The sequence below is a fragment of the Massilia glaciei genome (genome assembly GCF_003011895.2).
In the GTDB taxonomy this organism is placed as follows: Bacteria; Pseudomonadota; Gammaproteobacteria; order Burkholderiales; family Burkholderiaceae_D; genus Telluria_A; species Telluria_A glaciei.
In genome coordinates this window covers 1-12,335 of sequence record NZ_PXWF02000071.1, presented here as the reverse complement: position 1 = coordinate 12,335, position 12,335 = coordinate 1, and the positions used below count along the sequence as shown (strand labels likewise).

Annotated in this window: 15 protein-coding genes; 3 read left to right on the top strand and 12 right to left on the bottom strand. The window is 66.0% G+C overall.

The features are described 5' to 3' along the window. Window positions 1-145: 145 nt before the first annotated feature. From C7C56_RS05350 to C7C56_RS05320, 7 genes are all read right to left on the bottom strand, one after another. A complete protein-coding gene (locus tag C7C56_RS05350; RefSeq protein ID WP_146204291.1) occupies window positions 146-469 on the bottom strand; it encodes a hypothetical protein in 324 nt (107 codons plus the stop codon). Between the two features lie 562 nt (window positions 470-1,031). Beyond that, entirely contained in the window at window positions 1,032-1,454 is a 423-nt protein-coding gene (locus C7C56_RS05345; protein ID WP_106756444.1) for an organic hydroperoxide resistance protein, read from the bottom strand. 122 nt (window positions 1,455-1,576) lie between these two features. Continuing rightward, window positions 1,577-2,056: a MarR family winged helix-turn-helix transcriptional regulator gene (locus tag C7C56_RS05340; RefSeq protein WP_181373030.1), complete on the bottom strand. Its 480-nt coding sequence runs from the start codon at window positions 2,054-2,056 to the stop codon at window positions 1,577-1,579. Beyond that, window positions 2,053-2,817 (bottom strand): SDR family NAD(P)-dependent oxidoreductase, encoded by a 765-nt coding sequence (locus C7C56_RS05335; protein ID WP_106756443.1) that lies wholly within the window; start codon window positions 2,815-2,817, stop codon window positions 2,053-2,055. The genes C7C56_RS05340 and C7C56_RS05335 overlap by 4 nt, the downstream gene beginning before the upstream one ends. A gap of 103 nt (window positions 2,818-2,920) precedes the next feature. Next, window positions 2,921-3,436 (bottom strand): TPM domain-containing protein, encoded by a 516-nt coding sequence (locus tag C7C56_RS05330; protein ID WP_106756442.1) that lies wholly within the window; start codon window positions 3,434-3,436, stop codon window positions 2,921-2,923. An 11-nt stretch (window positions 3,437-3,447) separates the two neighbouring features. After that, window positions 3,448-4,272, bottom strand: coding sequence for a TPM domain-containing protein (locus C7C56_RS05325; protein WP_106756441.1), 825 nt, complete (start codon window positions 4,270-4,272; stop codon window positions 3,448-3,450). Between the two features lie 4 nt (window positions 4,273-4,276). Then, window positions 4,277-4,888: a LemA family protein gene (locus C7C56_RS05320; RefSeq protein WP_106756440.1), complete on the bottom strand. Its 612-nt coding sequence runs from the start codon at window positions 4,886-4,888 to the stop codon at window positions 4,277-4,279. A gap of 161 nt (window positions 4,889-5,049) precedes the next feature. Here C7C56_RS05320 and pyrF point away from each other — a divergent pair, with 161 nt between their 5' ends. After that, the gene (pyrF, locus tag C7C56_RS05315; RefSeq protein ID WP_106756439.1) at window positions 5,050-5,868 is read left to right on the top strand and encodes an orotidine-5'-phosphate decarboxylase; all 819 of its coding nucleotides are present in this window, start codon (window positions 5,050-5,052) and stop codon (window positions 5,866-5,868) included. Between the two features lie 676 nt (window positions 5,869-6,544). Here the strand turns inward: pyrF and sbcB are convergent. After that, window positions 6,545-7,993, bottom strand: a complete 1,449-nt coding sequence (gene sbcB, locus C7C56_RS05310; protein WP_106756438.1) for an exodeoxyribonuclease I — start codon at window positions 7,991-7,993, stop codon at window positions 6,545-6,547. Window positions 7,994-8,104: 111 nt separating this feature from the next. On the opposite strand from sbcB, the gene C7C56_RS05305 reads away from it, so the two are divergent. Beyond that, a complete protein-coding gene (locus C7C56_RS05305; RefSeq protein ID WP_106756437.1) occupies window positions 8,105-8,896 on the top strand; it encodes a helical backbone metal receptor in 792 nt (263 codons plus the stop codon). A 264-nt stretch (window positions 8,897-9,160) separates the two neighbouring features. Here C7C56_RS05305 and C7C56_RS05300 read toward each other — a convergent pair whose 3' ends face one another. The 4 genes from C7C56_RS05300 to C7C56_RS05290 form a co-directional block, all read right to left on the bottom strand. After that, window positions 9,161-9,532 carry an HPF/RaiA family ribosome-associated protein gene (locus C7C56_RS05300; RefSeq protein ID WP_106756436.1) on the bottom strand — a complete coding sequence of 124 codons (372 nt, stop codon included), beginning with the start codon at window positions 9,530-9,532 and terminating at the stop codon, window positions 9,161-9,163. Between the two features lie 121 nt (window positions 9,533-9,653). Further along, window positions 9,654-9,788, bottom strand: coding sequence for a hypothetical protein (locus C7C56_RS30270; RefSeq protein ID WP_267874668.1), 135 nt, complete (start codon window positions 9,786-9,788; stop codon window positions 9,654-9,656). Beyond that, on the bottom strand, window positions 9,769-10,293 hold the full coding sequence (locus tag C7C56_RS05295) for a GNAT family N-acetyltransferase (RefSeq protein WP_106756435.1): 525 nt from the start codon (window positions 10,291-10,293) through the stop codon (window positions 9,769-9,771). Before C7C56_RS05295 ends, C7C56_RS30270 begins: the two co-directional genes overlap by 20 nt. 7 nt (window positions 10,294-10,300) lie before the next feature. Further along, window positions 10,301-11,569: an MFS transporter gene (locus tag C7C56_RS05290; RefSeq protein WP_106756434.1), complete on the bottom strand. Its 1,269-nt coding sequence runs from the start codon at window positions 11,567-11,569 to the stop codon at window positions 10,301-10,303. A gap of 137 nt (window positions 11,570-11,706) precedes the next feature. On the opposite strand from C7C56_RS05290, the gene C7C56_RS05285 reads away from it, so the two are divergent. Then, a partial coding sequence (locus tag C7C56_RS05285) for a lysophospholipid acyltransferase family protein (RefSeq protein WP_106756433.1) occupies window positions 11,707-12,335 on the top strand: 629 nt, incomplete at its 3' end.

The following is a 12,335-nucleotide window of genomic DNA, read 5'->3' as shown; positions in this document are numbered from 1 at the left end:
CACAAAAATCTTTTACCCGCCCAACCCGCCAGTCTGCAAGCAGCGCTCATACGGCATCAAAATCTGAATTGAGAATTGCTGCGGGTTGTGTCCATGCCACCAAGCCCCCATGCCCGCTTGACCTCCGGGCCGGCGCACCGTTGGTTCAAATGGTCAGCGCGGGTGCCCCGTCGGGGTAGCGGGCATCAAAACAGCTCGCGCATTCGGTGCAAAACAGATGGGCGAAGCGCACGTTGGTCTGGCGCAGGATGAGATTCAGATGGTGGTTCTGGCACTTAGGGCAGGTTTCGCGCACCGTTCCGAAGGTGGTCAGATCAACGGGCGCGCCTTCCGGATCGAGGTGGTCGACCACCGATTTCGGATTCATTTCGCTTAGCACGAGGTGGTCGGCCTCGCGCTTGTGTTGACGGCGTGCCGGGCGCGCCTGGGGCGACGCGCCCGGCTGTGGTGTTAATGCGTGTTCACTCATAGACTGGACTCCTCTTCATGCATGGTCTGCAGGTGCGCCGACACGAAAAAGTCAAACGGGTCACTCATGATAGTTGAATCGGGCGCGCGGTCAAGCGTGCTCAAGCATTTTGCGCGCTTCGCTCAAGCGTCCCGGGCGGTGGCGCAAAAAAAAAGTGCCCGCTCGAAAGCGGGCACAACCCAAGCCAGAAATCCTTTCACACTGCGAATCCGGGTGGTGTGGCGCCTTTTCGGGGGCGTCACACCGTACCGCCGTCAGGCATATCGGTTGCGTGTACGGCAGATGACTTGAGTATAAGGAGGCAATGTGTCGCCAGTATGACTTTGCGCAAACTTTGGCAATGCCGCCTGGAACGTTTTGAAACGCGCATTGTCGCGTGGTGGGCAAAAAAAAGCCCGCTGGTGAAAGCGGGCTTGAAACTATTTTCTTGGAGGAGAATAGTGGAGACAGGTGCATTATGCGGTGCCGCCATTTATTAATCCAATTGTCGTTTCGGATACCAGATATTCAAAATTGGTATAACTGCGGCGATGCCCGGGCGTCGGCTCAGCCTCTCAGTCTCTCAGGCGTTGACGGTCAGGGCGACCTCGATGTTGCCGCGCGTCGCGTTCGAATACGGGCACACTTCGTGCGCCTTTTTCACCACGGCCTCGGCCGCCGCCTGGTCCATGCCCGGGGTGGTGACGGCCAGCGTCACGCTCAGGCCGAAACCGCCCGTGCCGTTGGGGCCGATGCCGACCGAGGCGTCGATGCGCGCGTCGGCTGGAATCGGGGTTTTCATGCCGCCGCCGACCAGTTTCATGGCCGACAGGAAGCAGGCCGCATAACCGGCCGCAAACAATTGTTCGGGATTGGCGCCCGCGGCGCCGGCGCCGCCGAGTTCGCGCGGGGTCGACAGGGAGACATCGACCGCCTTGTCGCTGGAGGTGGCGCGGCCGTCGCGTCCGCCGGTGGCTGTTGCGTGTGCTGTGTAAAGAACTTGCATGGGGACTCCTTGGGGTGGGTGGAATTTCTCTGGATCGCTGCGGTGTTGATGCAAAGAACTATATCGCACAATTCAATTGTGTGCAATTTAATTTATGCATCGGCCCGATAGGTGCCGTTCCGTCACCCGGCTTTGGCCAGCGCCTCGAGCAGATCGGCGCGCAGCTTGGCGAGCTCGGCGCGGATGCGCCCCAGCGCTTCGAGCTCGAGCCCGCTCGCGCACAGCAGTTGTTCCGGGATTTCCCGCGCCTGCGCCCGCAGCGCGCGCCCGGCGCCGGTCAGCGAGATGCGCACCTGGCGCTCGTCGCGCGGATCGCGCCGGCGGGCGAGCAGGCCGCCCGCCTCGAGCCGCTTGAGCAAGGGCGTGAGCGTGCCCGAATCGAGGAACAGGCGCGCGCCGATGTCCTTGACCAGCAAGCCGTCGTGCTGCCACAGCACCAGCATCACCAGGTACTGGGGGTAGGTCAGGCCGAGCCGGTCGAGCAAGGGCTTGTAGGTCTTGGTCATCGCGTGCGAGGCCGAGTACAGCGCGAAACAGAACTGGTTCTCGAGCACGAGCATGTCGACGCACGCGCCCGTCCGGTCCTGTTGCTCGTCGTTCATTCGGGCACCGGCACGGTGTAGTTGAGGGCCAGCCGGCCGCCGTCGACATACATGGTCTGGCCCGTCATGTACGAGGCGTCGTCGCTGGCCATGAAGGCGACCACGGAGGCGATCTCGGCGGGCTCGCCGCAGCGCCGCATGGGGGTGCGCGACAGGATAGTGTGGCGCGCCTCGGGGCTCGCGAGCACGGCCTTTTTGGCCAGTTCGGTCAGGATGGTGCCGGGGCCGATGCCGTTGACGCGCACCCCGTGCGGCGCCAGGTTGAGCGCCATCACCTTGGTCAGCTGGTTGATGGCGCCCTTGGAGACCACATACGGCACCTGGTTCGGGATCGCCAGCTCGGCGTTCACGCTCGACATGTTGATGATGCAGCCGCTGCCGTTTTTGACCATCTCGCGCGCCGCCGCCTGGCCGCACAGGAACATCGATTTGAGGTTGATCCGGATGACGCGGTCGAAGTCGTCCTCGGCCAGGTCGAGGAAATCGGCCGCGTGCGTGACGCCGGCGTTGTTGACGAGGATGTCGATCCGGCCGAACGCGGCCATGGTGGCGGCGACCATGGCGTCGACGTCGGCCTTCTGGCTGACGTCGGCGGCGAAGAAGCGGGCCGCGCCGCCGAGCGCCTCGGCCGCGCCCACGCCCTCGGGCTTGATATCGACGAGCATCACGCGCGCCCCCTCGGCGACCAGCCGCTGCGCGCACGCGAGCCCGATGCCCTGGGTCGCTCCGGTCACAATCGCAACTTTTTCGGCTAATCTCATGGCGCTCTTTCGGTGGGTTCGGAAAGACGCGATTTTAACCAGTGCGCGCCGCCGGTGCTCGATTATTTGCGCGGCGCGGCCCGGGCGGCCGGGGCGGGCCCTCCTAGAGCACGATCGGATGGTCGGGCAACTCGTTGGCGCGCGCGCCGTCGGCCGGGAAGTGTTGCTCGAGCAGCGCGTTGACGCGCTCGATCGCCGCCAGCGTCGCCTGCTCGAACTGCCCCTTGCGGAAGCCGGCGGTCAGCGTGTCGCACACGGCCTGCCACTGGGACTGGTCGATCTTGCGCGCGACGTTGCGGTCGGCCACGATGTCGACCTTGTGCTCGGCCAGGTTCACATAGATGAGGACGCCGCAATTCTCCTCGGTGTCCCAGACCCCGTACTCGGCGAACAGGGCCACCGCGCGCTGGCGGTTGCACATGTCGGCCCACAGGGCGTCGGACGGCATCGAGGCCTCGACGATGAAGCGCAGTTCACTGCGGTGGCGTTGCTCGCCGGCGTTGATGGCCGCGCCGATCGCGTCCAGCGCCGCGGGCGGAAACATGCGCTGGCCTTGGGCGGCGGTGGTGCGCCAGTGGCGCAGCAGGCGTTTCAGGCGCGCGCCAAAAGAAGTAGCCATTGAAGTAGCCATCACCAATCCCCCGAGGCGCCGCCGCCGTCAAAACTGCCACCGCCGCCGGAGAAGCCGCCGCCGCCGCCGAAACCGCCGCCGCCGGAAAACCCGCCGCCGCCGCTCCTGCCGCCCATGTTGCTCAGCACGCTGCCGAGGATGAAGCCGGTCGCGCCGCTGCCCCAGCCGCCGCTGTTGAGGCGCGAGCGGCGCCCGCGCCCGCCGAACATGCGCGCCGCGAAGAACGCGCCGAGCACCAGCATGGTGATCCACCAGGTCGAACCCTCGTCCTCGGCCTGGCCGGCGTTCTGGCGCGCCTGCGGCGGCGGGGCCGGGAATTTCTCAGCGTTGAGCAAGGTCGCGATCGACCCCACGCCGGCGACGAGCCCGTCGTAATACTGGTTCTGGCGGAAATGGGGGGCGATCACGTCCTGCAACACCTGTTTCGATTTGGCATCGGTGAGCACGCCCTGCACGCCGCGCCCGGCCTCGATGCGCAGCCGGCCGAAGGCCTTGCCGTTGTCCTTGGCCACGAGCAGCAGCACGCCGTCGTCGACGCCCTTGCGCCCGAGCTTCCAGGCGTCGGTCACGCGGATGCTGTATTGCTCGATCTGCTCAGGTTCGGTTTTGCTCACCAGCAGCACGGCGATCTGGCTGCCGGTCTGGGTTTCGTAGTCGGTCAGCACCGCCTCGAGGCGGTCGCGCTGGCCGGCGTCGAGCATGCCGGCCTGGTCGACGACATGGCCGGTCAGCGGCGGCACCGGCGCCAGCTGCGCGTGCGCGGCGCCGGCGGCGGCGAAGGCCAGCGCCAGCGCGGCATTCGACAACAGTCGCAGCAGTTTCATGGGCTTACTTGCCGAAGTTGACTTCTGGCGCGGTCGAGATGGCTTTTTCGTTCTCCACCGTGAACACCGGCTTGACCTTGTAGCCGAACACCATGGCGGTCAGGTTGTTCGGGAAGCTGCGCACCAGAACGTTGTAATCCTGCACCGAAGCGATGTAACGCTGGCGCGCGACCGTGATGCGGTTCTCGGTGCCTTCGAGTTGCGACTGCAGGTCGCGGAAGTTCTCGTTGGCCTTGAGGTCGGGATATTTCTCGACGACGACCATCAGGCGCGACAGCGCGCTCGACAGTTCGCCCTGCGCCTGCTGGAATTTCTGGAACGCGGCCGGATCGTTGAGCGTTTCGGGCGTCACCTGCACGCTGGTGGCGGCCGAACGCGCCTTGGTGACGGCCACGAGCGTGCCTTCCTCGTGCGCGGCATAGCCCTTGACCGTGTTGACCAAGTTGGGGATCAGGTCGGCGCGGCGTTGGTACTGGTTCACCACCTCTGCCCAAGCCGCCTTGCTGGCCTCGTCGGTCGACTGGAACTTGTTGTAGCCACAACCGGACAGCAGCGACGACATCAAGGCCAGGGCGAGCAACAGCCGCGGCCAGCGGGCGAAATTGGATTGGGTCATGATGGGGTACTCCCTTGCAAGTTGTCAGATGGTCAAAAATATACCCTAAATGGGGAATGCACGTCCATTCAACCGTGCGCCGCTTCGGCGGCGGGCGGCGGCGGCGGGCGGCGGCGGACACGGTACAATGGCGGGTTCGCAATTGAAGACGAAAGAGCGCCGTGAAATTCACCGACAAGCTGTCCGCCGCGTGGGCCACCAACACCTCCCTATTGTGCGTCGGGCTCGACCCCGACGTCTCGCGCCTGCCGGCGCATGTGCGCGACCAGCCCGACGCCATCGTGCGCTTCTGCAAGGGCATCATCGACGCGACGGCCGACCTCGCGTGCGCGTTCAAGCCGCAGATCGCCTATTTCGCCGCGCTCGGCGCCGAGGCCCAGCTCGAGGCGATCTGCGCCTACCTGCGCGAGCGCTACCCGCACATACCGCTGATCCTCGACGCCAAGCGCGGCGACATCGGCGCCACGGCGCACCAGTACGCGCGCGAGGCGTACGAGCGCTACGGGGCCGACGCGGTCACGATCAACCCGTATATGGGATTCGACTCGGTCGAGCCCTATCTGGCGTGGAGCGACCACGGCGCGATCATCCTGTGCCGCACCTCGAACCCGGGCGGCTCGGACCTGCAATTCCTGCAAGTCGACGGCAAGCCCCTGTACCAGCACGTGGCGTCGCTGGTGGCCGACAAATGGAACCGGCACGGCCAGTGTTCGCTCGTGGTCGGCGCGACGTTCCCGGAGGAGCTGGCGCAGGTGCGCGCCCTGGTGGGCGACATGCCGCTGCTGGTGCCCGGGGTTGGCGCGCAGGGCGGCGACATCGAGGCGACGGTCCGTTCGGGCAAGACCGCGCAAGGCACCGGCATGATGATCAACTCCTCGCGCGCGATCCTGTACGCGCCGCCGCTGGCGGGCGAGGACTACGCCGCGGCGGCCCGCCGCGTCGCCCTCGAGACGCGCGACGCGATCAACCTGTACCGCTAAGTCCTCGCTGGCCCGGTTCAGAGACATACGCGCTTTGGCAATATTTCTTAACCGGGGTCAGACCCCGGTTAAGAAATTTAGTTTCGGTTGAACATGCTCGCGCCTAACGTAGCCAGTGAATCGCGCTAATTTGTCAACCTTTCCGCAAAAAATTTCATAAGTGGGGTCAGACACCAGTTGAGAAATTCCGCCGGGTCGCCCTCGAGACGCGCGACGCGAACAACCTGTACCGCTAAGTCCTCGCTGGCCCGGTTCAGAGACATACGCGCTTTGGCAATATTTCTTAACCGGGGTCAGACCCCGGTTAAGAAATTTAGTTTCGGTTGAACATGCTCGCGCCTAACGTAGCCAGTGAATCGCGCTAATTTGTCAACCTTTCCGCAAAAAATTTCATAAGTGGGGTCAGACACCAGTTGAGAAATTCCGCCGGGTCGCCCTCGAGACGCGCGACGCGAACAACCTGTACCGCTAAGTCCTCGCTGGCCCGGTTCAGAGACATACGCGCTTTGGCAATATTTCTTAACCGGGGTCAGACCCCGGTTAAGAAATTTAGTTTCGTTTGAACATGCTCGCGCCTAACGTAGCCCGTGAATCGCGCTAATTTGTCAACCTTTTCGCAAAAAGTTTCATAAGTGGGGTCAGACCCCGGTTGAGAAATTCGAAGGATTTCTGGTTACTATTTCCGGGCCGGGGCGATCTGTTCGGCGTAGTCGTACAGCGCGCCCAGTATTTCCTCGGCGCGCTCGTCGGCCTCCTCCGACAAGGTGTCGATCTCCGAGAACAATTGCTCGATCGTGCGCGCGGCCGCCGCGCCGTCGAACAGGCGCGCCGCCCGGTGCGCCTCCCAGGTCACGGCCTCGGCCGCCGTCAAGGTGTGCGGGAAGTTGCGCGCGCGGTAGCGGAACAACAGCTCGATCAGCCGCTCGTCGTCGAAGCTCGGCTTGAGCGCGGCCAGCCGCTCGGCCGTCTCGCCGCGCAGCGAGGCCAGCTTGCGCCGGTCGTTGTTGTTGACGAAGCCGTTGTACAGGTCTTCGTCGACGTCGGTCTCAATCCCCGCCGCCGGCCGGTTGTAGACCTCGCTCCACACCGCGCCCATGTCGGGCCCCGCCGCCGCCGCCGCCGCGTGCGCCCGGCCTTGCTCGATGTCGATGCCCCAGCGCTCGGCCAGCGCCGGCGTCAGCGTCTTGACGTTGGCGACGAGCATCGGCGACTTGTTGAGGTGGATGCTCTTGACCGGCAGCCGCGTGACGCCCTCGGGCAGGTCGGCGCTCTTGCTGAACATGCGCAGGCGGATCGTCGCGGCATCGAGCCCGAACAGCTCGGCCGGGTCGTGGCCGCAATCCCAGACCAGCACCTCGTTCTTGTTGGTCGGGTGGGTCGCGAGCGGCCACACCAGGCCGATGCAGCCGCGCTCGGCCGGAAACATGCCCGACACGTGCAGGAAGGGCTGGCGCTGGGCCGGCGCCAGATGCATGCCCATCTCGCTGGCGACCTTGTCCTTCTTGTGCAGCGCCAGGCAGAAGTCGAACAGCTTGGGCTGGCGCTGGCGGATCAGGCGCGCCAGCGCGATCGTCGCGCGCACGTCCGACAGCGCGTCGTGCGCGGCCTCGTGCAGCAGGCCGTTGGCCTTGGCCAATAGCTCGAGCTTGAAGCTGGGCCGCCCGTCCTCGCGCAGGGGCCATTCGATGCCCTCGGGCCGCAACGCGTACGTCATGCGCGCCACGTCGAGCAGGTCCCAGCGCCCGCAATTGTTTTGCCATTCGCGCGCGTACGGGTCGATCAGGTTGCGCCAGAACATGAAGCGCGTGACCTCGTCGTCGAAGCGGATCGTGTTGTAGCCGACGCCGATGGTGCCCGGTTCGCTGAAGGCGGCCTCGATGACGGCGGCGAATTCGTGCTCGGGCACGCCGCGCGCGAGGCATTGCTGCGGCGTGATGCCGGTGATCAGGCACGACACCGGGTCCGGCAAAAAGTCGGGCGCGGGCTGGCAGTACAGCATGATCGGCGCGCCGATCTCGTCGAGCTCGGCGTCGGTGCGGATCGCGGCGAACTGGGCCGGGCGGTCGCGGCGCGGCTGCGCGCCAAAGGTTTCGTAGTCGTGCCAGAGGAAGGTGTGGTTCGTCATTGTGTGTCGGCGCCATGGGACAAGCCCGCCATTCTACGGGATGGCGGGCCGGCGCTGGCATTTGGCCGGCATCGGTGTTCCAATAGCGGTTTCACCGCACCGGAACCAGCCATGCCTTTCATCGACGCCGTCGGGCGCACCCACCCCGCCGCGCCCGGCGCGCGCATCGTCTCCCTGGTGCCCTCGATCACCGAGTTGCTGTGCGACCTGGGCCTGTCCGCCCAGATCGTCGGGCGCACCGGCTTTTGCGTCCACCCGGCGCACGTGGTGCCCGGCATCGCCAAGGTCGGCGGCACCAAGGATGTGAACCTGGAAAAAATCCGCAGGCTCGCGCCCACCCATGTGATCGTCAACATCGACGAGAACGAGAAGCCGACCGCCGACGCGCTGGACCAATTCGTGCCGAACGTGGTCGTCACCCATCCGCTGGCCCCGCGCGACAACCTCGCCCTGGCGCGCCTGATGGGCGGCATCTTTTGCGCCGGCGATCGGGCCGAGGCCTGGTGCGCCAGCTTCGAGGCCGAATACGCGGCCCTGCGGGCGGCGCCCAAGGGGCCGCCGCAAACCGTGTTGTATTGCATCTGGCAGGACCCGTGGATGGCGGTCTCGTCCGACACCTATATCGCGCGCATGCTGGCCGAAATCGGCTGGCGCGTGCCGGCGCTGGGCACGGCGCGCTATCCGCGCTTCGACTGGTCCGACGCGCTCGTGGCGGGCATCGACGCGGTCTTGCTGTCGACCGAGCCGTACCGCTTCACGCAACCGCACGCGGACGCGCTGGAAAGGCAGATCGGCAAGCCGGTCCACCTGGTCGACGGCGAAATGATGTCGTGGTACGGCAGCCGTTCGGTCGCCGGCCTGCGCTATTTGCGCGGACTGGCCGACGGCACGCTGCCGCTGTGAAGTCGCCTTGAATTTGCTATGAAGAAGGGGGCGGCGCGCCGGCAGGCCGGTGGGGCGGCCTGCGGCGCTTGCTGGGAATGACGGTGGCCGGGCCGCCGGCCGGGCCCGGCAACGGCCAGCTCGCTGGCTTGCTAGCTGGTTTGCCCGTTGAATCGCCCGCTGACCGACGCGCCGACTTGCTTGCTGACTGACTTACTTGCTGGCTTACTTGCTGGCTTACTTGCTGACTTACTTGCTGACTTACTTGCTGACTTACTTGCTGACTTACTTGCTGACTTCGTCGCTGACCTGTTCGGCGTCGTCTTGCAGTTTCGGCGTGTCGTGCAGGTGTTTGTCGTGCAGCCGGCCGAGCGCGCTGTTGATGGCGCGCTGCAGCTTGTCGGCGGCGCCCGAGATGGCCTGATGCAGGTGCTCCGAATGGTCGCTCACCGCGATCGGCTGGTAGCCGGTGACGCGCGCTTCGAGCATGCAGCGGTTGCCGCCCGTTTTTTTGCTGTTTTCATCGCTCAAGTGCACTTCGACGCGTGTGATGTGCTCGCCAAAACGCTGAACCGCCGCGCTGACGACGCTGTTGACATGCTCGTCCAGGCCCTGGTTGCGTTCGATAGTTTTGTCGGTGTTGATGTTGATTTGCATATGCTCACTCCCGGTTGTTCAAAAAGTTACTGCTCCAACCCCAGGGGTCTCATGTGCGGCCGGCGCGCTCTACCGCGCGCCCAGCCAGGGTTGACTGCAACGTTGCGCACACGTCTTTATATTACACCTTCCACTCCAGTTCGCCCGCGCGCCACGAAAGCGCCCTGCGCCAAAGCATGCCGGTGCGCCCGCATCTTTGACCGGATTCGCGCTTGATCGACTCATGCTTGATCGACTCATGCTTGATCGGATTCATGCGGGTCCCAGCGCATTTGCTCGGCCAGCCCGTCCGCGCCAAGCGGGCGCAGGCCGAGCGCCAGGTACAGACGCCGCGCATCGGGGTTGTGCAAATGCACGGACAGGCACAGCGGCACCTTGTGCGCGGCGGCGCAGGCTTGCAAGGCCCGCACGACGGCGCCGCCGATGCCGCGCCCGCGCAGCGCCGGCAGCACCGCGATGTCGACCAGCCGCAGCTGCCGCGCGCCGAGTTCGGCGACCACGCGCGCGGCCGGCGCGCCCGCGTGTTCGAGCATCAGGGTGTGCGCATCGGGAAACCGGCGCCGGTAGTCGGCGCCCTGCAGCCTTTGCTGCATGCCCATGATCGAGCGCACCAGCGCTGGCGCGGCCGTGCGCGAGTCGAGATCGGGGCGGGTCGAGGCGTACAGGGCGGCGAGGAATTGCCCGTCGGCTGCGGCGGCGGGGCGCGCATTGAACGCGGCGAGCGCGCCGGCCAGAACGGACCCCGACGACCCAGGCGTCATCGGAAAGTCAGACCTTGGCCGCGGCGCGCGCCTGCTCGTCGCGCCGCTCGTCATGGGGAAAGCGGTCCATGCGCGAGAGCATCGGGAATTTGAGCGCCCACACGCCCGTCACGACCAGCGTGGCTGCGCCGCCGAACAGGATCGCGCGCACCAGCCCGAACCAGCCGGCGGTGATGCCCGATTCGAATTCGCCCAATTCGTTGGAGGCGCCGATGAACACAGAGTTGACCGCGCTCACGCGCCCGCGGATGGCGTCGGGCGTTTCGAACTGCACCAGCAAATGGCGCACGTAGACGCTGACCATGTCGCCCGCGCCAAGCAGCACCAGCGCGATCAGGGCGACCGTGAAATTGCTGGTCAGGCCGAGCGCCAGCGTGGCCAGGCCGAACACGGCGACCCCGCCGAACATCCAGGCGCCGACCCGCCGGCGCACCGGATAGAACGCCAGCACCACCGAGCACAGCGCCGCGCCGGCGCCGGGCGCGGTGCGCAGCCAGCCGAGCGCCGCCGGCCCCGCTTGCAGCACGTCGTGCGCGTAGGCCGGCAGCAGGGCGGTGGCGCCGCCGAACAGCACCGCGAACAGGTCGAGCGAGATGGCGCCGAGGATCAGCGGGCGCGAGCGCACGAAGCGCAGGCCCTCGAGCACCGTGTGCCAGCTGGCCGGCTCCTTGCTGGTCGCCTGCGGCGCGGCGCGGGTCAGGCACATGAGCGCGACGGCGAGCAGGAGGAGGGCGGCGGCCACCATGTACACGGTGGCCGGCCCGGCCAGGTAGAGCAGGCCGCCGAGCACCGGACCGACGATCACGGCCACGTGGAAACTCGACGAACTGAGCGCCACGGCCTGGCTGAAGTTCTCGGGCGGCACCAGGTTCACGAGCAAGGCCTGGGAGGCCGGCATCATGAAGGCGCGCGCGCTGCCGAACAGCACGAGCACCGCGAACACGGGCCAGACCAGGCGCGAGCCGCTGACGGTGAAGGCCAGCAGCAACAGGCCGCACAGCAATTGCAGCGCCAAGCACAGGGCGATCACGTTGCGCCGGTTGTAACGGTCGGCCACATGGCCGGCCGGCAGAATGAGCACGAGGAAGGGGGCGAACTGGGCCAAGCCGATCAGGCCGAGGTCGAACAGGCTGCCCGTGATCTGGTACACCTGCCAGCCGATGGCCACGCTTTGCATCTGGACCGCGAGGGTGCCGAGGATGCGCGCCGTCAGGTACAGCGAAAAATTGCGGTGGCGCAGCACGGCGAAACCGTTGGAGGACGACATCAAGGACATGTTTACTTTCGGGGAGGCAGGCATCGTGGAGTAAAATGATGCTCTGCGGAACTTATGCTTGTCCATTGTGCCTGATCCGGGCCGAATTTGCTCGCTGCCCCTCGGATTTCCCTCGCCGGCAATTACCCCTCCATACTATGCGCACCACGATCTTTTACACCCCCGTCGTCAACACGCTGATGCGCGCCTGTTCGCGCCTGGTCCTGCGCCTGCTTGACTGGCGGGTCGAGGGCCTCACGCCCGAACAGCTCGCGGCGACCCCGAAGTACGTGCTGATCGCCGCGCCGCACACGAGCAACTGGGATTTTCCGTACACGCTGATGGTCTGTTTCGTGCTGCGCCTGCGGGTCTACTGGATGGCCAAGGCCAGCTTGTTCACCTGGCCGATTGGTTGGGTGTCGCGCTGGCTGGGCGGCATTCCGATCGAGCGCGGCGCCACCAACAACACGGTTCAGACGACGGTCGAGGCCTTCGCCGCGCGCGAGCGGCTGGTGGTGCTGCTCGCGCCCGAGGGCACGCGCGGCAAGGTGACGCACTGGAAAACCGGGTTTTACCACATCGCCCACAACGCCGGGGTGCCGATCGCGCTGGCCTACCTCGATTTCAAGAAGCGCAGCGGCGGGGTCGGCATGATGTTCAACACCAGCGGCGACCTGGCCGCCGACATGATCGAGATCCAGCGCTTTTACAGCGGCGTCACGGGCAAGAACAGCGCCCAGTTCGACGCCGACGGCGTGCGCCAGGGCCGGCCGCGCGACCCGGCCTG